Source organism: Maribacter forsetii DSM 18668, from assembly GCF_000744105.1.
GTDB classification, from domain to species: domain Bacteria; phylum Bacteroidota; class Bacteroidia; order Flavobacteriales; family Flavobacteriaceae; genus Maribacter; species Maribacter forsetii.
In genome coordinates this window covers 2,254,903-2,279,579 of the sequence record NZ_JQLH01000001.1, presented here as the reverse complement: position 1 = coordinate 2,279,579, position 24,677 = coordinate 2,254,903, and the positions used below count along the sequence as shown (strand labels likewise).

Here is a 24,677-nt window from a genome sequence, read left to right as displayed (position 1 = left end):
TTATTTTTATTCTATTTTAAAATCGGTTACTGAGCGTAGCCGAAGTGACATTTCGTTTGTCAAAACTGTAAACTGGTACTGATACTGAACATTGGCGTCTCCTACAGTAAACTAAATCCTCACAGGAATCCCATTTCCTTGTAACTCAAGTTTCAATTCTTGTATACCAATTTCTTTGAAGTGAAAAACACTTGCTGCCAATGCTGCATCTGCTTTACCTTCTGTAAAAGTATCGCTAAAATGTTGTTTATTACCTGCTCCACCAGAAGCAATTATCGGAATATTTAATTCAGAAGATAATCTTGCTAAAGCTTCATTTGCAAATCCGTCTTTAGTACCGTCATTATCCATAGAAGTAAATAAAATTTCACCAGCTCCGCGTTCCTCAACTTCTTTTGCCCATTCAAATAATTTGCGCTCTGTAGGTACTTTTCCACCTACTAAATGCACTATCCAATCACCATCTATCTGTTTGGCGTCTATAGCAACTACAATACATTGCGACCCAAATTTAGCAACCAAATCATTAATCAACTGCGGATTCTTTACTGCAGATGAATTAATAGAAACCTTATCAGCTCCGTTATGTAATAAAACATCAACGTCTTCAACAGATGATATTCCGCCACCAACAGTAAATGGTATATTTACCTTTTCCGCTACGCGATATACTAAGTCTGCCAAAGTTTTACGTTTTTGTTCCGTAGCAGAAATGTCCAAGAACACCAATTCATCTGCCCCTTCTCGGCTGTAAATTTCAGCCAACTCAACAGGATCGCCAGCATCACGTAAATCAACGAAATTGACACCTTTTACGGTTCTACCATCTTTGATATCTAAACAAGGTATTATTCTTTTTGCAAGCATTTTTTCAAGTATTAAGTACTTAGTATTAAGTACTAAGTATTCTTTGTTAACATCAAGTTGTCAATTACTGTTCTCCCAGTACTTCGTACTTCGTACTTTGTACTTTGTACTTTTTTCTCTTTACTTATTTTTTATATTCAAATCTACTCCGTCATAAAATCCCAAATCCTTTTCTTTAATCAGTTTTATATAAAAAGCTATTTGACCCGTATGGTAGGAATAGTGTTCAACGGCATGCATAATAGCACCGATCCCAGAAAAAGACATTCCTTGTACAGACCTAACTTTTATCAACTTATCGACTGTAGAATCGAATATGACCCGTTTTACGGAATCTACCGTATCTTCTAACTTATGTAACAACTCAGTTTTTGTTAGACCTGAATTCACTGAAAATTCGGCATCTCTATCTCTATTATCATCAATCTCGCCAATAGAAGAAATTACATATTGCGTCATATTACCACATAGATGTAAAATAAGATTAGCCATACTGTTCAAAGAAGGGTTAGGCTTCTGCCAAATTTCTTCTTCTGAAATTTCAGCAAGACTTTTCTTGATCATGCGCGTGCTTTCGTCCATACGATACATGGCATTTTCAACAATTTCTTGTACTAATCGTTCTTCCTTATCCATTATTTAAAATATACGATTCCAATTGCTTAAGACTGATTCTATTTTCATAAATCGCCTTACCGATGATAGTACCTTCACAACCCATTTCTGCTAGTTTTGGTAACTCGTCAAAAGTAGATATTCCGCCACTAGCTATTAGTTTTAATCCTGCGTCTGTTGAACTTATAATTTTGGAATATAAGTCGAAAGAAGGACCTTCTAGCATACCATCTTTACTAATATCTGTACAAATAACATATTGTATACCTTTTGCTTGGTACGATTGTATAAAGGGAATCAATTCTTCTTTAGATTCCTCTAACCAACCGGATACAGCAACTTTTTCATCCATAGCGTCTGCTCCAAGAATAATTCTTTCTGAACCATGTTTTTCAATCCAACCCAAAAACGTATCTGAATCTTTGACCGCAATGCTACCACCCGTAATCTGCTGTGCGCCACTTTCAAAAGCAATGCGTAAATCGTCATCGGTTTTTAATCCACCTCCAAAATCAATATTTAAATTGGTTTGCGAAGCAATTTGCTCCAGTACTTTATGATTTACAATATGCTTTGATTTCGCACCATCTAAATCTACCAAGTGTAAATGTTGAATTCCGTGTGCCTCAAATTCTTTAGCTACCTCTAACGGGTTCTCATTATATATTTTTTTGGTATCGTAGTCTCCCTTAGAAAGGCGGACACATTTACCATCAATGATATCTATAGCAGGAATAATTCTCATTCTTTAATCTAAAATTTGTTTATCAACAGACATCCACAATGGTGAATCTCCTATTTTATTAAATCCGAAACGCTCATATAACAAATGGGCATCTTTAGTTTTTAATGCTAATGTTTTAAGTTTTTTAATGGTAGTATCTTCTAACATCGCATTCACTAAAATCTTACCATAACCCTTACCTTGAAATTTATCTAGAATAATCACATCCATAAAATATCCGAAATAAATATAATCGGTGACTACTCTGGCAAAGCCAATTTGATCATTTTCTTTAGTGTATATTCCAAAACAGTAAGAGTTTTCAATCGTTGTTTTTATTTCTTCTAATGTTCTATTGTCACCCCAATATGAATTAGCAATAAACTGTTGAATTGCATCTACATTGACAAGGTTTTTATCAGTTGAAATAAAATAATCTTGCTTCATTACATTTTTAAAAAATTCTCTAAAATCTTCTCCCCTACGTCACTAGATTTCTCTGGGTGAAACTGAGTACCGTAAAAATTATCTTTTCTCAATGCAGCACTATAATCTAAACCATAAGTACATTCAGCAATTGTTTCAGAACACAATGGCGCATAAAAACTATGCACTAGATAAATATGCTCTTTTTCTTCAATACCATTAAATAATTCAGATTTCAAATTTGTAATCTGATTCCATCCAATCTGTGGAACCTTTACTGTTTTATCAAACTTTACGACATCAACATCAAAAATTCCTAGTCCAGTAGTATTACCTTCCTCAGACGAATGACACATTAATTGCATACCTAAACAAATACCTAATACAGGCTGTTTTAAAGTCGGGATTACTTTGTCCAAACCACTGTTTAACAACATTTTCATGGCACTACTTGCCTCACCTACCCCTGGGAATATCACTTTATCGGCACGCTGTATTTCAGAAACATCATTGCTTAAAACAGCTTCATAACCTAAGCGTTTAATTGCAAATTTGATACTCTGAATATTTCCTGCTCCGTAATTTATAATTACAATGCCCCCCCCGCCCCCAAAAGGGGTGCTAGTAGATGCTTTATTTTTTTCTGTATTCATAATATAAAACTTAAGAATTCCCCCTTTGGGGGTTAGGGGGCTTTTTACAATACTCCCTTTGTACTTGGCAACACCATTTTTTCAACATCTCTTTTTACCGCCATTTTTATGCTCTTTGCAAAGGCTTTGAAAATAGCTTCGATTTTATGATGCTCGTTGGTACCTTCTGCTTTTATATTTAAGTTTGCCTTAGCTCCGTCCGTGAACGATTTAAAGAAATGGTGAAACATCTCCGTAGGCATATCACCTACCATTTCACGATTAAAGTCTGCATCCCATACCAGCCAATTTCTACCACCAAAATCTATAGCGGATTGTGCTAAACAATCATCCATTGGCAAGCAGAATCCGTAGCGTTCTATACCTAGTTTGTTTCCTAAAGCCGAATGAAATACTTCACCTAGTGCAATACCCGTATCTTCTATAGTATGGTGTTCATCAACTTCTAGATCACCATCCACTTTTATCATTAAATCCATTTGCCCATGGCGTGCCAATTGATCCAACATATGGTCAAAGAATGCCAGTCCGGTTTTAATATCACTTTTACCAGTACCATCTAGGTTCAGTTTTATGGCAATATCAGTTTCATTGGTTTTTCTATGAATTTCAGCCGTTCTATCATTCAACTTCAAGAACTCATAAATCTTCTCCCAATCATTGCTTTCAATCGCAATATGGCTATTTAGTTCATCACGCTTAACCGTAATTTCCCCAGTACCCAAATTGGTTTCATCATTGATGAATATCCCTTTTGAACCTAAGTTTTTAGCCAATTCCATATCGGTTAATCGATCACCGATAACAAAAGAATTTTCTAAATCATAATCATCAGAAAAATACTCGGTCAACAGCCCTGTACCAGGTTTTCTAGTATTGGCATTTTCATGCGGAAAAGTTCGATCAAGAAACACTTTTTCAAAAACGACACCTTCGTTTTCAAAAGATTTTAATATAAAATTATGAACTGGCCAAAAGGTGTCCTCAGGAAAAACATCTGTTCCTAATCCATCTTGGTTGGTAATCATCACCAATTCGTAGTCTAATTCTTTGGCAATTTTGCCTAGAAAAGTAAATGCTTTGGGGTAGAAAATCATTTTCTCAAATGCATCTATCTGCTCATCTACGGTTTCTTTGATGATAGTGCCATCACGATCAATAAATAGTACTCTTTTTTTCATTTCATTTTCATATAAAAGTAAATACTAAGACAATTTGGAATTGTCTTTAGGACCTTCAATTGCTGTTTGCTCTTTTGATCCAAAAAAGAATTTCTTTGCTCCTGCAAATAGTGCTACTCCGCCAATTGCTATAAACTTCCAAAATTTAAGTATAAGTGCAAAAAAACCAGCTTTAGCCAAAATTTTACCAGCGATTAAACCTCCTATACCATAAGCCGCAACATCATCAAAATCTGGATCAAATTCAGAATACTTATATCCTGTATTAAATGATACACTACCTAAAATTGGATCTAAATTATTCTCAACATCTTCAAGTGTATCCATGTCACCAATTACGTTTAGGTTCATATACCCTTTTCTTCCCAAAACTCTAATATTATAATTTAAAGTGCTGGTTTCCTCTTCTTCAAAAAGTAATTCTTTTGCCCAATATAATTTCTTGTTTTCTGAATCATAGTAAGGTTTTGTAGCCCAACCTATTAAATCTACTGTAGGGTAACCCATACTAGATCTTTGCGGATTTGCTTCCTTGACATCATCCTGCATTTCACTTAACAAGTCATCATAATCCATGTCTTGTGCATCGTCATCCTCAATATATCCGTCCTCTGAATATGAAATTTCAATTGCATAACTAGTATTTACGGGAGTCTCATCCTCTTTAAGCAAAAGACCCATAACGGACTCATCTCTAGGGTTTCCCCATATATCTGAAAGTACTCTTTGTGCTTGTTCACTATCTAAAAACTTATAACCTTCTGGAACCATAATTTTGGCTACATCTCCGTTTAACATAGACCTATCATAGATATAGGTAAATGTATTTTCTACGCTATCAGAATACATTTTATAACTGATTAACGCCTCTGTTTCCTCGTCGCTTAAATTAAGACTATCTGCTATAAATTCTAGTCTTTCAACGTCTTGAGCGCGTGTTACACTAATTGTTAATACTAAGGCAATTAAATAAATGAACTTGCTTTTCATTGGTTTTGGTTTAAAGGTTATATCAAATTTAACGCCTTAGCAAGTGTTTTATTCTCTACAGCACTACCTACAGTAAACCGAAGTGTATTCTCACATAATGGTTGGGTGGTTCTATTTCTTACCACGACTCCTTTTTCCAATAATTGATCATATCTAAGTGAGGCATCATCTACTTTTGCCAAGATAAAATTGGCATCTGATGGATATATCTTTTCAACAAAAGAAACTGTTTTTAATGCCACTTCTAATTTTGCCCTTTCCGTTAAAATTTGACTCACCTCGTTCTTTACAGCATCTCTATCCAACACACGCAAAGTTGCTTTATCTTGCGTAAGTTGATTTACATTATAGGGAGGTTTAATTTTATTGACTACAGCAATAATTTCTGCCGATGCTATACAGATACCCAATCGTATACCAGCCATACCATAAGCTTTTGACAAAGTCTGTGTAATGATTAGATTTGGAAATTCAGATAGTTTAGAAGTCCAACTTTCTTCTGATGAAAAGTCAATATAGGCTTCATCAATGACTACTAGTCCATTAAATGAATTCAACAGCTCTTCTATTTTATTTGTGGAGAAACTATTTCCAGTGGGATTGTTTGGAGAACATATAAACAATAGTTTGGAATTGCTATCAATCGTCTTTAATATCTCCTCAACGTTAGGCTGAAAATCATGTGTCAATAAGACCTCTTTATTCTCAACCATATTAATACCAGAAAGTACCTTATACATTCCGTATGTTGGCGGCAAGGTGATAATATTATCTTGCTTAGGCTCACAGAAAGCCCTGAACAATAAATCTAAGACTTCATCGCTACCATTTCCTAAAAGAATATTTTCTTCTTTAATACCTTTCTGTTCCGCTAAAATAGCCTTTAGACCTCGCTGTTGAGGATCAGGGTATCTATTGACTCCATTCTCAAACGGATTCTCATTCGCATCCAAGAAAACCATTGTGGAACCATCTGAAACATATTCGTCACGTGCGGAGGAATAAGGACTTAAACCTTTTACGTTTTCTCTTGTTATTTTATCTAAATTGAAACTCATCAGTTCAATATGGTGTTGGTCATTGAGCGTAGCTGAAATGACATTATTTTAAACTATTTAATCTTAAAGTAACTGCATTTTTATGAGCTTCTAGTCCTTCTGCTTCTGCCATCAGCTCTATAGCATTACCAATAGTTTGAATGCCTTCTTTTGTAATTTTTTGAAAAGTCATGCTTTTCATAAAACTATCTAAGTTAACACCGCTATACTGTTTGGCATAACCGTTAGTTGGTAACGTGTGATTAGTTCCTGAAGCATAATCTCCAGCACTTTCCGGTGTATAATTACCTATAAATACTGAACCTGCATTTTGAGTATTGTCAATATAAAAATCTTCATTTTCTACGCAAACAATGTAGTGTTCCGGTCCGTATTCATTAATCAAATTAATAGCATCTTGATCATTATCAACATATATAAGTTTACTATTGGCAATTGCCTGTTTCGCTATTTTTTTACGTGGTAAATCTTCTAATTGAACAGCCACTTCTTTCTCCACGGCATCTATCATTTCTTTAGAGGTAGATACCAGAATAACCTGGCTATCTACACCGTGTTCAGCCTGACTCAACAAGTCAGAAGCAACGAATGCAGCATTTGCAGAATCATCAGCCACCACAAGAAGTTCTGACGGACCTGCAGGCATATCTATAGCAACACCGTGTTTTGTTGCAATTTGCTTTGCAACGGTTACATATTGATTTCCTGGTCCAAATATTTTATATACCTGTGGTATAGTGTGCGTACCGAAAGTCATTCCCGCAATAGCTTGTATGCCACCAACCTTAACAATTTTAGTAACCCCGCATAAATCTGCCGTATATAAAATAGCCGGATTTAATTTCCCTTCCTTATCCGGTGGTGAACACAAAACTATTTCTGAGCAACCTGCAATAGAAGCTGGTACCGCTAACATTAAAATCGTAGAAAACAAAGGAGCCGTTCCACCAGGAATATAAAGTCCCACCTTTTGAATAGGTCTTTTCTCTTGCCAGCAAGAAACTCCAGCAGCAGTTTCTATTTCAACCCTTTCCGTTTTTTGAGCAGTATGAAAAACTTCAATATTAGATTTCGCCAATTGAATAGCAGCTTTCAATTCCTCAGAAACCAAAGTTTTAGCTTCTTCAACTTCAGCTTCTGAAACCAATAGATTATCTAAGCTTACCTTATCGAATTGCGCCGTATATTTCTTTAATGTTTCATCACCATTACTGGCAACCTCTTTGAAAATACCATCCACCAATCCTTCAATATCGGCAACGGTTTGGGTAGGTCTCCTTAAGACTTCTTCCCAATCTGCTCTCTCTGGATTATATATTTTATTCATTTCTTTAACTAGCTAAAAGCTTAATTACAATACCATTTTCTCAATTGGGCAAACAAGAATACCTTCTGCACCGGCTTTCTTTAATTCATCTATAACTTCCCAAAACTTATCTTTATTGATAACAGTATGTACAGAGCTCCAACCTTCATCGGCTAAAGGCAATACTGTAGGGCTACGCATACCCGGTAATAGTTTAATAATTTCATCTAACTTATCGTTAGGTGCATTTAGTAGTACATATTTAGAACCTCTAGCACGTAATACCGATTGAATTCTAAATTGTAATTTTTCAAGCAATTCCTTTCGCTCAGAAGAAATTTTTGGAGAAACAGCAAGTACAGCTTCACTAGTAAGCATTACTTCTACCTCTTTCAGGTTATTTTTAAACAGAGTGCTACCACTAGAAACGATATCGCAAATAGCATCTGCAAGTCCGATATTTGGTGCAATCTCAACAGAACCGTTAATAATATGTAAATCTGCCTTAACCCCTTTCTCTTTCAAATAATTAAGTACTGTATTCGGATAAGATGTTGCAATACGTTTTCCTTCAAAATCTTGAACAGAATTATACTTTACTGATTTTGGCACTGCCAATGACACTTTACATTTAGAGAATCCAAGTCTTTCTGCAATAGAAATATCTTCCCCTTTTTCAATTAAGACGTTTTCTCCAATAATGGCAATATCTACTACTCCGTCTCTTAGATACTGAGGAATATCTCCGTTTCTTAAATAAAATACTTCGATAGGGAAATTCCTAGATGAAGCTTTTAATTGATCCTTTCCGTTATCTATGGAAATACCGCAGTCTTTTAAAATTTGAAGGGATTCCTCATTTAGTCTTCCCGATTTCTGAATAGCAATTCTAATTTTAGTCATTTTCTTTATTTAATGCTTGGCAACCAAAAGAGATTTAAATACAAAACCCGTTTGATTGCTCAAACGGGTTTTTAAAATATGTTGTTCTACTACAATACATTCCTACCTCGCCTGAGCGTGAATATGGAAATGATGATGTGTAGTTCTATTTTTCATTATACTGTAAAAGTAAAAGGTATTTTTCATTTCACAAAACAAAAGTTTAAAATGAAACAAAAATAATTAAGTCCGTGTTTTAGTTATTCCCTAAAATTAAAGGAAGACCAGATTCTCCACCACCTATTACAATCACTTTAGAATTAGGGGATTCAGACAATTTTAATGTTGCATCAATACCTTTATCTTGAAGAATTTTATCAGTTAATGACGCACTTAAAATTCTGTTCGCATCTGCCTTACCTTGTGCTTCAATAGTTACTTTTTCAGCTTCTTTCTTAGCGGTAACCAAACGGAACTCATATTCTAAAGACTCTTGCTCTTGCTTCAATTTTCTTTCAATAGCATCCTTAATAGTTGGCGGTAAAGTAACATCTCTAACCAAAATCTCATTCAATTGAATATACTCACGCTCAACAATTTTCTGAGTTTCATCAAATATTTCTTGCTGAATAGCATCTCTTTTACTAGAATATAATTGCTCTGGCGTATAACGACCAACTACGGAACGCGCAGCCGATCTAATTGTAGGTAGTAAAACACGCTGTACATAATCTTCACCCTTTTCTTGGTGTAGTTTACCTAAATCATTTCTAATTGGTTCAAACCAAGCTGAAGCTTCTAATTTAATATCCAGTCCGTTACTAGAAAGAACATTCATTTTTTCTAATACTTCTTGTTGTCTTACTTCATATATAAAAACCTTGTTCCAGGGAGCAACTATATGAAACCCTTCTCCCATTGGCGGCTCATCTGTAACCACACCATCACCAAAAGTTTTATACAAGACCCCTGCTTGACCGGAGTCTATTGTAACTGTTGATTTTGAAATTGCAATTACTACTACAATAAAAATAAATATTGCGGGCAACGCAATCTTAGGTAACTTATCCATTAGTGTTTATTTAAATTAATCCGTTATATTTTCTGATAAACCATTCTACTGCAAAGGCTAAAACTATAAGCCCTAATAGCAGTTTAAAATCAATCAAAGATACGATATTTTCAGTGCTTTTCTCTGTTGGAACGTACGCATCATTTTCTTTCAAGTCTTGCAGTAGCCCATTTATCTGAGAAGGATAAAACAACTTACCACCTGTACTCACCGCCAGTTTCTCCATTTTTTCATTATCACTAGATACAAATTGATTTTCCATTTCAAACTCAGAAATAACAAATCTGCCCGACACTGACTTCGCTTCTTTTTCTACGGAAACAACAAATTCATAAGAACCTGCAATTAAGTTAGAAAGGTCAGCTTCAAAATATCCGTTCTTTAGGACCATTGGGTTCGTTTGAACGTTTTTGGTTGATGTATTAGTTACTTTAATAGTAACTTTTGCGTTTGGATCAAATAGAAATGCCTCATCAAAATAAGTAGCGGTAATTACTGTATTGCTACTACCCTCATATACTTTTTCATAATCGACATTTAATCTCGTCTTATTTTTAGAACTGGTTAAATAGCGAATTAAGTTCCCGATAAATTCATCGAAATTGACAAAATCATTAGAATTCCTATATGTCTGTATTCTCCATTTCCATAGGTTCTCCCCTATTAAAAATGCCTGTTTCCCAGCATTTTGCTCCATAACGCCCATTAGTGGTTGTTGCACATCAAGTCCTTTAATTTGAGTGCCTAACATAGTTTCATAGGGCGTAGTTATTAAAATAGGTCCGGCATCACTTACTAACGGAGGAAAATCAGTTAGTTCAAACTTAGAAATATCGTATTTGGTAAAACCATTATTTAGCAACCCGAATACTTCTTGTTCAGGATAACCATTTTCTATTTCAAAGCCAACATTGCTGTTGTTCAAAAATGAATAATCTGTTTGCGTACCCGTAATAATAAATGTGTTGGCATTTTTACTTTTAGCAAATGCGAATGAATTTTTGAACCTAATGGTAGGCTGATAAAATATAAATAAGTCAATTTCTTCTAAAGAACTGTTTGGTGTGCTTGATTTAAAAATAGTTACTTCTCGCTGTTCATTACTTTCAATTGCCTTTTTAAGTGCACCCAAGTCTGGATGTACAATATCGGATATTAAGGCAATCTTAGTTTTTTCATCTATAACCTCAATACTTGTACTTCTGCGGTTATTTTCAATATTTCGCTCTTCTGGTAATTTAGTTACTTCAACAATTAGATTTTTTATTCCAACGGAGTTAGCATCGACTTCAATGTTAATCGTTTTAAAATTAGACTGAGCATCTAATCTTAGGTTTTCTTTATGCACAATTTTGTCATTCATTTTTACCGATACAGTTGCCGATACTGGCGTATTCCCTTGGTATGAAATGTATGATTCTAAAGGAAATTTGTTTTTTAGAAATGCATATTTATTTGTTAGAATGGGACCGACCGAAATATCTTTATACTTGGTGGTATCCCCTAAGACCATAGCATAAATAGTATTATTTTGATCTGCTTTTAAATAACTATAATCCTCACCAACGGTCTGATTACCATCTGATAATAATACAGTTACAGTTTGCTCACGAGCATAAATATCTTTTAAAGCCAAAAGTGATCTGGAAATATTAGTATTCTTATCAGTAAACGAAAGACTATCAAGAATATCCAACTTAGACCCAAATTTATAGGATGTAATTTTAAATCTGTCCGTAACTTCTTTAGCATCTTTTAATTCAGATATTAAACGTCGTAAATCATTTTCGCTCTCAGAAATAGAAGTGGAATTATCAGCCAGAATAACCAAATTAGGTTTTTCTAATGTATATGATTTTTGCGAAAACTTAGGATTAATAAGAAGTAATAGCAGTCCGAAAACACCAACAAAACGCAAAAAGGCTAAAAGCCAGTGAATATTGCTTTTAGCCTTCTGCTTATATATGTACTGAAAAACAACGATACCAAGCGCTACTATCGCAGCAAGAATAATATACAATACCGTTATGCTCTCCATGTATGTTATAAAGTTGAACTTAAAAAAGGAACAATATACCCTTGTTCCATAGAAAATCTATGTTGACTTAGGTTAACATACCACCATCAACATTCAATACCTGACCAGTAACATAGCTAGACAAATCTGATGCAAAATAAAGACACGCATTTGCGATATCTTCAGTGGTACCACCTCTTTTTAATGGAATACCATCTCTCCATCCTTGAACAGTCTTTTCATCAAGCTTATCTGTCATTTCAGTTTCAATAAATCCTGGTGCAATGGCGTTACATCTAATATTTCTTGAACCTAATTCCAAAGCTACAGATTTTGTAAATCCGATCATACCTGCTTTAGAAGCTGCGTAATTTGTCTGACCCGCATTACCTTTTACACCTACAACACTACTCATATTAATGATAGAGCCTTTACGTTGTTTCAATAAAGTTCTTTGTACAGCTTTGGTCATATTAAAAACAGACTTCAAATTAATATCGATTACGGCATCAAAATCAGCTTCAGACATACGCATAAGAAGATTGTCTTTTGTAATACCCGCATTATTGATCAATACATCTATTCTTCCATCAAAATCTTCCAAAACTTTAGCAACTAATTCTTCAGCTTCTTGAAAACTAGCAGCATTACTTTTATAAGCCTTTGCTTTAACCCCCTTTGCTGTCAATTGTTTTTCCAATTCTAAAGCCGGAGCTTCACTTGAGCTATATGTAAATGCAACATTTGCACCGTGATCAGCAAATACTTGAGCAATACCCATACCAATTCCTCTACTTGCTCCTGTTATGATGACGTTTTTATCTTCTAATAATTTCATAAGTCCGTTGTTTAAAACCGAAGTTTACCAAATATACCTTTTGTTTAATTTATAGGCTAAAAAAAATCCCGCTACAAACGGGATTTTATATGAAAAATATGAGTTCTTAACCCATTACTTCTTTTACTTTCAAACCAATTTCAGCAGGAGAATCTACTACGTGAATACCACAATCTCTCATAATTTGCTTCTTAGCTTGAGCAGTATCATCGCTACCACCAACAATAGCACCTGCGTGACCCATTGTTCTACCTGCAGGAGCAGTTTCACCAGCAATAAAACCAACAACTGGTTTTTTGCTTCCGCTAGCTTTGTACCATTGTGCAGCATCCGCTTCTAATTGACCACCAATTTCACCGATCATAACCACACATTCGGTTGCAGGGTCATTGATTAAAAGCTCAACAGCTTCTTTGGTAGTTGTTCCAATAATTGGATCACCACCAATACCTATTGCAGTTGTAATACCTAAACCTTGACGTACCACTTGATCAGCAGCCTCGTAAGTCAATGTACCAGATTTAGAAACGATACCTACATTACCTTCTTTGAAAACAAAACCTGGCATAATACCAACTTTAGCTTCACCCGGAGTAATAACACCAGGACAGTTAGGACCGATTAAACGACAATCTCTATTTTTAATATAGTTGGCAACCTTCACCATATCAGCAACAGGAATACCTTCTGTAATTGTAATAATAACTTTAATACCAGCTTCGGCAGCCTCCATTATTGCATCTGCCGCAAATGCTGGCGGAACAAAAATGATAGTAGTATCTGCACCAACTTTCTCAACAGATTCAGCAACCGTATTAAAAACCGGTTTACCTAAATGCTCTTGCCCTCCTTTACCCGGAGTAACACCACCTACGATATTAGTACCGTACTCAATCATCTGTCCAGCATGGAAAGTACCTTCACTACCAGTGAAACCTTGTACGATTATTTTTGAATCTTTATTAACTAATACGCTCATACTACTGTAGTTTTATTTTTTTTGTTAGAACAAAAATATAAGTTGTTAATGAATTTTAAAGCATTAACGGACTTATTTATTATCCATTTTTTTAATTATTTGTGGAATTTGCTTCAAATAAGCCAATTGTTTCAATTTTTCTCTAGATTCTTCTATAGGAGTACCAAAATAACTCTTGCCACCCTTCACGGATTTTGTAACTCCTGTCTGCCCCATTATTACAGCCTTGGCACCAATAGTTATTCCGCTATTCGTACCTACTTGACCCCATAGGGTAACTTCATCTTCAATAATAACACAACCAGCAATACCCGTTTGTGAAGCTATTAAACACTTTTCTCCTATAACGGTATCATGACCAACATGAACCTGATTATCCAACTTTGTTCCAAAGCCAATGGTGGTATCACCTGTAACACCTCTATCAATTGTACAAAGGGCACCTATATCAACATTGTCTTTCAAGACAACCCTTCCTCCAGAAATTAATTTATCGAACCCCTCAGGTCGTTTTTTATAATAAAATGCATCGGCACCTAAAACACTACCAGCATGTATGGTAACATTATTGCCAACAATGCAATTATCATAAATAGTTACATTAGAATGAATTAGGCAATTATCACCTATTTCAACATTATTCCCAATAAATGCATTTGGTTGAATTACTGTGTCTTTACCAATTTTTGCAGTTGCAGCAATTGTTTGACTGCTAGGTACAAAAGGCTGAAAGAAAGTAGTCAATTTATTAAAATCCCTAAACGGATCATCAGAAATTAACAATGCTTTACCCTTAGGGCATTCTACATTTTTATTGATTAAGATAACCGTTGCCTTAGACTCTAATGCCTTATCATAATACTTAGGATGATCTACAAATACGATATCTCCAGATTCTACAACATGGATCTCGTTCATTCCCAATACAGGAAAATCATCATGACCAACATAATCGCTAGATATAATATCTGCGATTTGTTTTAACGAAAAAGTAGTTGGGAATTTCAATTGACTGTCTTATGTCTAATTATTGAATTATAAATAAAGCCCTACTCCTTAACACGTTCCATGTAAGAACCTGTAGAAGTGTCAATTTTAACCTTATCACCTTCGTTTATAAATAAAGGAACATTTACCTCTGCCCCTGTTTCTACCGTTGCAGGTTTTGTAGCATTTGTTGCCGTATTACCTTTAACACCAGGTTCTGTATATGTAATTTCTAGAATTACACTAGCAGGCATATCAACAGATAAAGGCATACTATCTTCAGTATTGAACATAATCTTTACCACTTCACCTTCCTTTAAAAGTCCCGGTGCATCAAGAGAGCTCTCTTGCAATGTAATTTGATTATAATCATCTGTATTCATGAAGTGATATGTTTCTCCTTCAGGATACAAGTATTGATAAGAACGTGTCTCTACACGAACATCCTCAATTTTATGACCTGCAGAAAAAGTATTGTCCAATACTTTACCAGAGGTAACACTTTTTAATTTTGTACGAACAAAAGCAGGACCTTTACCCGGTTTTACGTGTAAAAATTCAATTATTTTGTAGATATCGTTGTTATATCTAATGCATAGTCCTTTTCGTATATCTGATGTAGATGCCATTCGTAATGAGTATTAATATTGTTAACTTAAGTTTTAAATATAGTTTAATTATTGCTGAAATATCCTTTCATGATACCACGTTGAGAATCGCGAATAAATTGTAATATTTCATCGCGTTCTGGAGTTGCCTCCATTTCAGCCTCTATAATTTGAACTGCTTGCGTGTTGTTATAATTCTTCTGATAAAGAATTCTATAGATATTCTGTATTTCTCTAATCTTATCGGAAATGAATCCTCTTCGTCTTAATCCGACAGAATTGATACCTACATAAGATAACGGTTCTCTTGCCGCTTTTACGTAAGGAGGCACATCTTTTCTTACCAAAGAACCACCTGTTACAAAAGCATGTTGACCAACAGATACAAATTGATGTACTGCAACCAAACCTGCAAGAATAACATTATCACCTATGGTTACGTGACCAGCTAAAGTTGAATTATTTGAAAAAATACAATTATCACCAACTAAACAGTCATGAGCAACATGGCAATACGCCATAATAAGGCAGTTTTTACCTATTACGGTTTTCATACGGTCAGATGTACCTTTATGTATAGTAGCGCACTCTCTAATAGTCGTATTATCACCGATTACAACCGTAGTATCCTCACCATCGTATTTCAAATCTTGTGGAGATGCGGATATGACTGCACCTGGAAAAATATTACAATTTTTACCAATGCGAGCACCTTCCATTATTGTCACATTAGACCCGATCCAAGTGCCATCGCCAATAATAACATTGTTATGAATAGTTGTAAATGGTTCAACTACTACGTTTTTAGCAATCTTAGCTCCCGGATGTATATAGGCTAAAGGTTGATTCATTCTATGTTCTTTTTACAATTTGAGCCATCATTTCCGCTTCACTAACCAATTTATCATTGGCATAAGCATAAGCCTGCATATGGCATATTCCCCTTCTTATCGGGGTAATTAAACTACAATGGAAAATTAAAGTATCTCCAGGTAGTACTTGTCTTTTAAATTTCACCTTATCGATTTTCATGAAAAGGGTCAAATAATTTTCAGGATCCGGAACAGTGCTCAGCACTAAAATTCCACCTGTTTGTGCCATTGCCTCAACTTGCAAAACTCCTGGCATTACCGGAGCTCCAGGAAAGTGACCTACAAAGAAAGGTTCGTTCATGGTTACATTCTTCATCCCCACAACATGAGAATCTGAAAGCTCCAAAATACGATCGATCAATAAAAATGGAGGTCTGTGTGGTAGCATATCCATTATTTTATGAATATCCATTAATGGAGGTAAGCTAAGATCGTATTTAGGCACGTTATTACGCTTCTCTAATTTAATGATCTGCGCAATTTTCTTAGCAAACTGGGTATTTACAAAATGGCCTGGTTTATTAGCAATTACCTTACCTCTAATTCTAGTACCTGCCAATGCCAAATCACCAATAACATCTAATAATTTATGGCGTGCAGCTTCATTTGGCTGGTGTAAAATTAAATTATCTAAAATACCATTTGCCTTTACAGAAAGCTTCTTTTTATTAAAAGCCTTCTCCAGCTTTTTCATGGTTTCCTCTGAAATCTCCTTATCAACATATACAATGGCATTATTTAAATCACCACCCTTAATAAGTCCGTTTTCCAATAACGCCTCCAATTCGTGCAAAAAGCTAAACGTACGAGCGTCAGCAATTTCCGCCTTAAAATCAGAAAGTTTCTCTAAAGTAGCATTTTGAGTACCTAATACCTTTGTACCAAAATCTACCATAGTAGTAACTTGGTAAGTGTCTGAAGGAATGATGGTTATTTCACTACCTGTTTTCTCATCTCTATAAGAAATTACTTCTTTGACTACATATTCTTCACGAAATGCATCTTGTTCTACAATACCGGCTTTTTCTAAAGCTTCTACGAAAAATTTAGAAGAACCATCCATTATCGGCGGTTCTGCGGCATTCAATTCAATTAAAACATTGTCAATTTCCAAACCTACCAAAGCAGCCAAAACATGCTCTGAAGTTTGAATCCTTACTCCGTTCTTTTCAAGATTTGTTCCTCTTTGTGTATTGTTCACCAAAGTGGCATCTGCCGGTATTACCGGAGAACCTTCAAGGTCTACCCTTTTAAAGGCATAACCATGGTTTTTATCCGCAGGAACGAATTTTATTGTAACGTCACTTCCGGTATGTAAACCTACTCCCGTAAGACTTACTTCCTTACCTATTGTTCTTTGTTTAATAGTTGTTGTGCTCATCGTCAATCTTTCTTTTCTAAGGTGTCGATTCTACTTATTATTCTTGGTAAATTCTTAAAATGAACATATGATTTATTATAATCACCATAATTCAACGCGGGCGAACCTTGCAACACTTCATTTTCTTTCACATTTCTACCTATGCCCGATTGTGCTTGTATTCTTACGTTATCGCCAATAACAATATGACCAACTATACCCACTTGCCCGCCAATCATGCAATGCTTGCCTATCTTAGTTGAACCAGCTATTCCGGTTTGAGCGGCAATAACGGTATGCTCGCCAATTTCAACGTTATGTGCTATTTGTATTTGATTATCCAGTTTTACTCCTTTTCTTAAGATGGTAGAACCTAAAGTAGCCCTGTCTATAGTAGTACCGGCACCAATATCTACATTATCTTCAAGAATAACATTACCGGTCTGTGGTACCTTTGCGAACTCCCCTTGCTCGTTTGGAGCAAAACCAAATCCGTCCGCACCAAGCACTGATCCGCTATTTACCACACAATTATTTCCGATAATTGTTTCTGAATATACTTTGGCTCCTGCAAAAATGATAACGTTGTTCCCAATTTTCACATTATCACCTATATAAACATTAGGGTAAATTTTTACATTATCACCTAAAGAAACATTATTTCCTAAATAAGCGAAAGCACCAATATATACATCAGCACCATATGTAGCGGTATCTGATTTAAAAATAGGCTCTTCTATACCTACTTTATTGTTTTTAACCTGATTATAATATTCTAACAACTTAGAAAACGACTTATAGGCATCTTCTACTTTAATTAAGGTAGTATCTAAGTCTTGTTCTGGAACAAAACTCTTATTCACTATAGTAACTGATGCTTTTGTCTTGTAAATGAATGAAGTATACTTCGGATTAGCTAAAAAAGTAAGGGAACCTTCTTCACCTTCCTCTATTTTAGCAAGTTTATGTACGGCTATTTCTGGATTTCCATGCACTTCTCCTTCTAAGATACCTGCAATCTGACCTGCTGTAAATTTCATGAGCGTAAAAGTAAGAAAAATTGTTAAACCCCTTCTTTAGGATAACACATATAATATTTGGTTACCGTTTTTGAAAGTGCATTTAAATTAAGGTGGTCAGATAATTTCGCAACATCCGTAATCTTTCCGTTTTTCCTTAAAATGTTGATAGTCTGATGTTGCCTATCGTAAGCTTTATTTTTAAGCTCGCCTTTAAAGACAAAATAAGAAGCGTCTTCATCTGTGAGATTATACTGAGCTTTTACTTTATTTAAATGCATTAAAAACTTACTTTCTGTAATAGACTCTTTCTTTACCTTAATATGAAGAAGTTTTCTGTTGATGATCATTTCACACAAAGAAGCTAGTACAAAATCACTCGAAAATTGCCATTCCTTTAACGCAGAAAGAATATCTATATCATCAAGCTTTGCAAACTTTGCCAAGGTTTCGTTATCAAAATTATTAATATCGATATGGTTCGTCAGAAAAAAATGTAGCGACTCACTAGAATTTAAAGTTTCACCTTTTTCAATTAAGAAACGAGCTCTTTTTAAAATACTTATCAGTAATCGCTCTGCGACCACAGCGGTTTTATGAAGATAAACCTGCCAATACATAAAGCGACGTGCCATTAGAAACTTCTCTACAGAATAAATTCCTTTTTCCTCAATTACCAAATTACCATCGATTACATTTAACATGGTAATTAATCGCTCTGCATTTGTATTCCCTTCAGCAACACCGGTGTAAAAACTATCTCTTTTCAAATAGTCTAATCGATCCATATCTAACTGACTAGACACCAACTGATTTAAAAACTTTTTTGAATGATTACCGGTAAAAATGGAGATGGCTTCCGTTAAACTTCCGTTAAATCGTTCATTGAGCTCATGCATGAATTGCAGTGAAATAAATTCATGACTTACACCTTCAACAATACTGTGCTCCATGGCATGGGAAAAAGGTCCATGCCCTATATCATGTAAAAGAATAGCACACAGAAGTCCTTCTTCTTCTGTTTCTGTAATCTCAACTCCTTTAAAACGAAGCACTTGAATAGACTTTTGCATTAAATACATACAACCTAGCGCATGATGAAACCTAGTATGGTGCGCCCCTGGGTAAACCAAATAGGATAAGCCCATCTGTGAGATTCTACGAAGCCTTTGAAAGTAAGGATCTGCAATGAGGTCAAAAATGAGCGCATTGGGAATTCTAATAAATCCGTAAATTGGATCATTAAAGATTTTCAATTTGTTTGATGTCTTCAAGATAATGTTGTCTTTTCTGAGATTAACATTTCAAAGTTATACAAAAGCATTAGCATAGAATTTGATTATCGTCAAATAATAATTCAATGAACAAAATAAAAATATTGTGGGTAGATGATGAAATCGATTTACTCAAGCCTCATATTATCTTTTTAGAATCTAAAAATTACAGCGTAATCACCTGTCAAAGCGGCCAAGAAGCTATAGAGGAACTAGCGGAAACAAGAGTGGATATCGTTTTTTTAGATGAGAACATGCCCGGTATATCTGGACTTGAAACACTTTCGGAAATTAAAATTATAGATAACTCTTTGCCTGTGGTCATGATTACCAAGAGTGAAGAAGAATCTATAATGGAAGAAGCCATTGGTTCTAAAATTGCAGATTACCTTATAAAACCAGTAAATCCTAATCAGATATTGCTTTCCCTAAAAAAGAATTTGGACCATTCAAGATTGGTTTCTGAAAAGACCACAAGTAATTATCAGCAAGAATTTAGAAAAATTGCGATGGACCTATCCATGGTAAGTACTTACCAAGAGTGGGCAGATTTATATAAAAAATTAATTTACTGGGAATTACAGTTAGAAGAAATTGAGGACAGCGGAATGTTCGAGATTTTAGAATCTCAAAAGACCGAAGCAAATCAACAATTCGGCAAGTTTGTAGACCGAAATTATGAAGATTGGTTTACGGATATTGATGCACCTGTAATGTCTCACACCTTATTTAAGGAATGGATTGCGCCAGAAATTAAAGACCAAAAGACATTGTTGATAGTAGTAGACAATTTACGTTATGATCAATGGTATGCTTTTGAAGATACGGTCAACACCTTTTACAAAAAGAAAAAGGAAGATTCATATTATAGCATACTCCCAACAGCTACCCAATATGCAAGAAATGCCATATTTTCAGGGCTGACTCCGCTTGCCATGGAAAAAAAATATCCAGAATGGTGGAAAAACGATACCGACGAAGGCGGCAAAAACTTATTTGAAGATAAGTTTCTAGGAGAACAGCTGAAAAGATTGGGTTTAGATTTAAAATGGGAATATCACAAGATTAGTAGCTTAAAGCAAGGGAAGCATCTTAGCCAGAATTTCAAAGCACAAAAAGACAATGACCTAACCGTAATTGTATACAATTTTGTTGATATGCTTTCTCATTCAAAAACAGAAATGGAAGTAATTAAAGAGTTAGCGTCAAATGATAAATCTTACAGGTCGCTGACCACCAGTTGGTTTAAGAATTCGCCGATGTTAGAAATCATACAGCAAGCCCAAACTTTAGGCATGAAACTGATTATCACAACGGATCATGGAACTATAAATGTAAATTCCCCTTCTAAAGTGGTAGGCGACAGAGACACCAGTCTAAACTTACGTTATAAAACAGGGAGAAGCCTTACCTATGAAAAGAATGATGTCCTTGCCGCAAAAGACCCAAAATCAATTCATTTACCAAGTATAAATATGAGCAGCTCTTATATCTTCGCCAAGAACGATTTGTTTTTTGCCTACCCTAATAACTACAATCACTATGTTAGTTATTACCGGAATACTTACCAACATGGCGGTGTTTCTTTAGAAGAAATGATCATACCTTTTGTAGTTTTGGAACCAAAATAATTTACAGATTATGGAATTCATTTATCAAGAAGGTGAATTAAAGAATATTGCTAAGCAGATTATTAAACACGCCAGTAGCAAGACTCTTGCTTTTTATGCTCCTATGGGTGCAGGAAAAACAACATTGATCAAAACACTTATAAAAGAATTAGGTAGTAGTGACAATGTAAGCAGCCCTACATTTGGTTTGGTTAACGAATACGCATTGGAGTCTGGTGAGCTACTAGGTTACCATTTCGATTTTTATCGGTTGGAAGATGAAGAAGAAGCTATGGACATGGGTCTAGATGATTATTTAGCCTCCGGCGGATGGATATTTATGGAATGGCCAGAAAAAATACCCAGTTTAATACCCAACGATGTTCAGAACATAAAAATTGAAATTTTAGATGAAACCACTAGGAAGCTAATTATCTTAAAATAAAACCTACCGCAAATTATGGCGGTTTAATAATTATTCTGAATTAGCAATTCGCACATCGTTCTAAGCAAAGTTTTATTGCATTTTTTCGATGAAAAACGAAGAATTCGATAAAATGTTGAAAAAATCGGTTTAAGTACGTAATTTTAACGACAAATGGGTATTTAGTTGTATATTTTTTCTTACGTTTGTAGGAGAACTAAATATTTAGTATAACCAAAAACCCCTTGAAAATGAAAAACAAAAAAACATTATTAGCATCAATCGCATTAGGCGTATTTCTTTTAGCTATGACTGCACCGATTATTGATATTGATAATCAAGATTTAAATGTTGATAAAAGAAAATTAACGAAAAGAATATAACTCATATTCCTTTTACGAATCAAAAAAAGAGAGCATTTTTAATGCTCTCTTTTTATTTATAATAATTAGCTATTTACTTCGTTAGCATATAGTAATACTATTGTGCAAATGATTAATAAAGTTAAAAAAAAGAAAGCTAAAAAGAAGATTTTCCTAGAAACTCTTCTAGTCTTTTTTATAGCAATTTCACCTTTTTTATATAAGGTATATGACTATTTGCCTTATGACCAAAATGGCGATGCTTTAGTTTTAGGCTTTACCTTAGGAAACAATGGATTTCCAGATACATTAACTTATTTATGGTACCTAACTTCCAAAATAGTCCCTCTTTACTTAATGATTTTTTGGTTTCTTACTTCACGTGATTGGTGGTATCATATTATTATCATACCCATTGCGATGTATGCCTTTCAAATGTTTGAGGTGTTTTATGACTCAGACAACATGATTGACACTGATAATATTTGGTGGTTGATTCCAATATGCATGATCACAATACCATCGGTTTATTTTATTCGAATTACACTTTATGACAAACACGTAAATGGTATTGATTTGGAAGCAATTGAGGCTGAATTAAAAGAGCTTAAAAACAAAGGGTTCGATAATAAAGATAATTTTGAATCGGAAGATAAATCTGAAAATGCACAACAAGATGAATTTTCTACCATCTCAGGAGATATTAACACTAAATTTTCTACAGGAAACTTAGAGCATATTTTTAAGAATGTTCAAAATCGAATTCAAGGTTGGTTACAATTAAAATCGTAACTATTCAATATCTTTAAAAAAGTACAAATCATTCATTTCTTTAAAAATTGTACATTTGAGTTTCAAGTCGCTGATTTGAACAACTCACTATTAAGTTATGAACCAACCCACTTCCCCTTTTAGTAAGCATCAATTAATTCCACAAGAGGAAACCTTAGAAGTTTTACGTCAAAAAGGAGAATTGTTTATAGGCATTCCAAAGGAAAACCAATACCAAGAAAAAAGAATTTGTCTTACTCCAGATGCTGTAAATGCCATTACCGCTAACGGTCATCGTGTTTTAATTGAATCTGGTGCTGGTGAAGGCGCACATTACTCTGATGCAGATTATGTGACTGCTGGTGGAGAAATTACTAGAGACACCAAGAAAGTTTTCGCTTGCCCTTTAATTCTAAAAGTTGAGCCTCCTACCCTTACGGAAATAGAATATATAAACCCGCAGACAACAATTATATCTGCACTTCAGATCAAGACACAGTATAAAGAGTATTTTGAAGAATTAGCAAGAAAACGAATTACTGCTATTGCATTTGAATATATTAGAGATGAAGAAGGCAAGTACCCTGCAGTAAGATCACTTAGTGAAATTGCCGGTATTTCTTCAGTTCTAATTGCAGCAGAATTAATGGCTGCCAATAACAATGGCAACGGACTCATGTTTGGTAATATTAGCGGCGTACCACCAGTGGAAGTAGTCATTATAGGCGCAGGAACAGTCGGTGAGTTCGCAGCTCGATCAGCTATAGGAATCGGAGCAAATGTCAAAGTTTTTGACAATTCTATAACCAAGCTTAGAAATATACAGACCAACTTAAAACAAACGGTCTACACATCTACCATTCAACCCAAAAACCTATTAAAAGCCTTAAAACGTTGCGATGTAGCAATTGGAGCAACTAGAGGGAAAGATCGATCGCCCGTTGTTGTAACTAGTACCATGGTAGAGCACATGAAAAAAGGTGCTGTCATTATTGATGTAAGTATTGATACAGGTGGATGTTTTGAAACCAGCGAAATAACCGACCACAATAAGCCCACTAGAAAGAAATTTGATGTGATACATTATGGTGTTCCAAACATTCCGTCTAGATATCCAAAAACAGCATCGGTAAGCATAAGCAATATCTTTACACCATACCTACTAAAAATAGGAGAAGATGGTGGATTGGAGAATTCCCTTCGTTTTGACAAAGGTCTTCGCAACGGACTTTATATGTACCACGGCATTTTAACCAACAAGTCTGTAGGCGAATGGTTCGATTTACAATACAGTGATATTAATTTCCTGATTTTTTAGAATAGGCTAACAATACTTTTTCTATCCATTATAAAAGACATAATTTCGCAAACTTAATGATTGGTAAGTTATGAATATGGATTTTATAAAAAGGTTAGGGTTTTTCTTGGTAGGACTCTCCATCGGTATTGTATTTCTAACCTTTTTCTTAAAAAAGAAATCTCAAGAAACCGGAGTATATTTTTGCTACTTACCAGATTGTAGAACGTTGAAAGATATTCGCTCTAAATCCATGCACTACAGTGACAACGCCAAACAAAACCTTCAAGAATTTGAATTAGACTCTATCGCCGTTACTTATATATTAACCGAAGGAGACGTTAATTTTAGTAAAAGTGATACAAAATCCGTTCCCTGCAAGACTTATATAGTAGAGTCCGATTACAAAGAACGTGATTATGTTTTCACAGTTAGAAATTGCAGAGAAAAGGCTATAATTGAAAAAGTAGAAAGAGAATAAATTC

The 24,677-nt window shown here is 34.8% G+C and carries 26 protein-coding genes; 6 read left to right on the top strand and 20 right to left on the bottom strand.

All coding sequences use genetic code 11. The features are described 5' to 3' along the window. Positions 1 to 111 precede the first annotated feature (111 nt). The 20 genes from hisF to P177_RS09440 all read right to left on the bottom strand — a co-directional run bounded on the left by hisF (position 112) and on the right by P177_RS09440 (position 19,728). Positions 112 to 867: an imidazole glycerol phosphate synthase subunit HisF gene (gene hisF / locus P177_RS09535; RefSeq protein WP_036154232.1), complete on the bottom strand. Its 756-nt coding sequence runs from the start codon at positions 865 to 867 to the stop codon at positions 112 to 114. A gap of 120 nt (positions 868 to 987) precedes the next feature. Further along, positions 988 to 1,503: a DinB family protein gene (locus P177_RS09530; protein WP_036154230.1), complete on the bottom strand. Its 516-nt coding sequence runs from the start codon at positions 1,501 to 1,503 to the stop codon at positions 988 to 990. Beyond that, entirely contained in the window at positions 1,496 to 2,227 is a 732-nt protein-coding gene (hisA, locus tag P177_RS09525) for a 1-(5-phosphoribosyl)-5-[(5-phosphoribosylamino)methylideneamino]imidazole-4-carboxamide isomerase (protein WP_036154228.1), read from the bottom strand. The genes P177_RS09530 and hisA overlap by 8 nt, the downstream gene beginning before the upstream one ends. Positions 2,228 to 2,230: 3 nt before the next feature. Further along, on the bottom strand, positions 2,231 to 2,653 hold the full coding sequence (locus P177_RS09520; RefSeq protein ID WP_036154226.1) for a GNAT family N-acetyltransferase: 423 nt from the start codon (positions 2,651 to 2,653) through the stop codon (positions 2,231 to 2,233). Then, entirely contained in the window at positions 2,653 to 3,285 is a 633-nt protein-coding gene (gene hisH, locus P177_RS09515) for an imidazole glycerol phosphate synthase subunit HisH (RefSeq protein ID WP_051941784.1), read from the bottom strand. The genes P177_RS09520 and hisH overlap by 1 nt, the downstream gene beginning before the upstream one ends. Before the next feature lie 44 nt (positions 3,286 to 3,329). Continuing rightward, the gene (gene hisB, locus P177_RS09510) at positions 3,330 to 4,466 is read right to left on the bottom strand and encodes a bifunctional histidinol-phosphatase/imidazoleglycerol-phosphate dehydratase HisB (RefSeq protein WP_036154224.1); all 1,137 of its coding nucleotides are present in this window, start codon (positions 4,464 to 4,466) and stop codon (positions 3,330 to 3,332) included. 24 nt (positions 4,467 to 4,490) lie between these two features. After that, positions 4,491 to 5,456, bottom strand: coding sequence for a DUF2167 domain-containing protein (locus P177_RS09505; protein WP_036154222.1), 966 nt, complete (start codon positions 5,454 to 5,456; stop codon positions 4,491 to 4,493). Positions 5,457 to 5,473: 17 nt separating this feature from the next. After that, positions 5,474 to 6,514 carry a histidinol-phosphate transaminase gene (gene hisC / locus P177_RS09500; protein ID WP_036154220.1) on the bottom strand — a complete coding sequence of 347 codons (1,041 nt, stop codon included), beginning with the start codon at positions 6,512 to 6,514 and terminating at the stop codon, positions 5,474 to 5,476. Positions 6,515 to 6,557: 43 nt separating this feature from the next. Further along, a complete protein-coding gene (gene hisD, locus P177_RS09495) occupies positions 6,558 to 7,841 on the bottom strand; it encodes a histidinol dehydrogenase (RefSeq protein ID WP_036154218.1) in 1,284 nt (427 codons plus the stop codon). A 24-nt stretch (positions 7,842 to 7,865) separates the two neighbouring features. Further along, positions 7,866 to 8,723, bottom strand: coding sequence for an ATP phosphoribosyltransferase (gene hisG / locus P177_RS09490; protein WP_036154215.1), 858 nt, complete (start codon positions 8,721 to 8,723; stop codon positions 7,866 to 7,868). A 235-nt stretch (positions 8,724 to 8,958) separates the two neighbouring features. Continuing rightward, positions 8,959 to 9,774 (bottom strand): prohibitin family protein, encoded by an 816-nt coding sequence (locus P177_RS09485; protein ID WP_036154213.1) that lies wholly within the window; start codon positions 9,772 to 9,774, stop codon positions 8,959 to 8,961. A gap of 10 nt (positions 9,775 to 9,784) precedes the next feature. Then, positions 9,785 to 11,812, bottom strand: coding sequence for a hypothetical protein (locus P177_RS09480; RefSeq protein WP_036154211.1), 2,028 nt, complete (start codon positions 11,810 to 11,812; stop codon positions 9,785 to 9,787). Positions 11,813 to 11,879: 67 nt separating this feature from the next. Next, positions 11,880 to 12,629: a 3-oxoacyl-[acyl-carrier-protein] reductase gene (gene fabG, locus P177_RS09475; protein WP_036154209.1), complete on the bottom strand. Its 750-nt coding sequence runs from the start codon at positions 12,627 to 12,629 to the stop codon at positions 11,880 to 11,882. Between the two features lie 106 nt (positions 12,630 to 12,735). Next, positions 12,736 to 13,608: a succinate--CoA ligase subunit alpha gene (gene sucD, locus P177_RS09470; protein ID WP_036154207.1), complete on the bottom strand. Its 873-nt coding sequence runs from the start codon at positions 13,606 to 13,608 to the stop codon at positions 12,736 to 12,738. Positions 13,609 to 13,680: 72 nt separating this feature from the next. Next, on the bottom strand, positions 13,681 to 14,616 hold the full coding sequence (locus P177_RS09465; protein ID WP_036154205.1) for a UDP-3-O-(3-hydroxymyristoyl)glucosamine N-acyltransferase: 936 nt from the start codon (positions 14,614 to 14,616) through the stop codon (positions 13,681 to 13,683). A 41-nt stretch (positions 14,617 to 14,657) separates the two neighbouring features. Then, complete coding sequence (efp, locus tag P177_RS09460; RefSeq protein ID WP_036154203.1) at positions 14,658 to 15,224, bottom strand: elongation factor P; 567 nt, start codon at positions 15,222 to 15,224, stop codon at positions 14,658 to 14,660. Positions 15,225 to 15,268: 44 nt separating this feature from the next. Next, positions 15,269 to 16,054: an acyl-ACP--UDP-N-acetylglucosamine O-acyltransferase gene (lpxA, locus tag P177_RS09455; RefSeq protein WP_036154201.1), complete on the bottom strand. Its 786-nt coding sequence runs from the start codon at positions 16,052 to 16,054 to the stop codon at positions 15,269 to 15,271. 1 nt (position 16,055) lies between these two features. Further along, a complete protein-coding gene (locus tag P177_RS09450; protein WP_036154199.1) occupies positions 16,056 to 17,456 on the bottom strand; it encodes a bifunctional UDP-3-O-[3-hydroxymyristoyl] N-acetylglucosamine deacetylase/3-hydroxyacyl-ACP dehydratase in 1,401 nt (466 codons plus the stop codon). Between the two features lie 2 nt (positions 17,457 to 17,458). Then, on the bottom strand, positions 17,459 to 18,475 hold the full coding sequence (gene lpxD / locus P177_RS09445; protein WP_036154197.1) for a UDP-3-O-(3-hydroxymyristoyl)glucosamine N-acyltransferase: 1,017 nt from the start codon (positions 18,473 to 18,475) through the stop codon (positions 17,459 to 17,461). A 23-nt stretch (positions 18,476 to 18,498) separates the two neighbouring features. Further along, complete coding sequence (locus P177_RS09440) at positions 18,499 to 19,728, bottom strand: HD domain-containing protein (protein ID WP_036154194.1); 1,230 nt, start codon at positions 19,726 to 19,728, stop codon at positions 18,499 to 18,501. Positions 19,729 to 19,814: 86 nt separating this feature from the next. Here P177_RS09440 and porX point away from each other — a divergent pair, with 86 nt between their 5' ends. The 6 genes from porX (at position 19,815) to P177_RS09415 (ending at position 24,673) form a co-directional block, all read left to right on the top strand. Beyond that, the gene (porX, locus tag P177_RS09435; RefSeq protein WP_036154192.1) at positions 19,815 to 21,359 is read left to right on the top strand and encodes a T9SS response regulator signal transducer PorX; all 1,545 of its coding nucleotides are present in this window, start codon (positions 19,815 to 19,817) and stop codon (positions 21,357 to 21,359) included. Positions 21,360 to 21,369: 10 nt separating this feature from the next. Continuing rightward, positions 21,370 to 21,783 carry a tRNA (adenosine(37)-N6)-threonylcarbamoyltransferase complex ATPase subunit type 1 TsaE gene (gene tsaE / locus P177_RS09430; RefSeq protein ID WP_036154190.1) on the top strand — a complete coding sequence of 138 codons (414 nt, stop codon included), beginning with the start codon at positions 21,370 to 21,372 and terminating at the stop codon, positions 21,781 to 21,783. A gap of 230 nt (positions 21,784 to 22,013) precedes the next feature. Further along, entirely contained in the window at positions 22,014 to 22,145 is a 132-nt protein-coding gene (locus P177_RS20485; RefSeq protein WP_262493313.1) for a hypothetical protein, read from the top strand. 108 nt (positions 22,146 to 22,253) lie between these two features. Beyond that, the gene (locus tag P177_RS09425) at positions 22,254 to 22,916 is read left to right on the top strand and encodes a hypothetical protein (protein WP_036154189.1); all 663 of its coding nucleotides are present in this window, start codon (positions 22,254 to 22,256) and stop codon (positions 22,914 to 22,916) included. Between the two features lie 97 nt (positions 22,917 to 23,013). After that, entirely contained in the window at positions 23,014 to 24,213 is a 1,200-nt protein-coding gene (locus tag P177_RS09420) for an alanine dehydrogenase (RefSeq protein WP_036154187.1), read from the top strand. Between the two features lie 76 nt (positions 24,214 to 24,289). Next, positions 24,290 to 24,673 (top strand): hypothetical protein, encoded by a 384-nt coding sequence (locus tag P177_RS09415; RefSeq protein ID WP_036158143.1) that lies wholly within the window; start codon positions 24,290 to 24,292, stop codon positions 24,671 to 24,673. Positions 24,674 to 24,677: the final 4 nt, after the last annotated feature.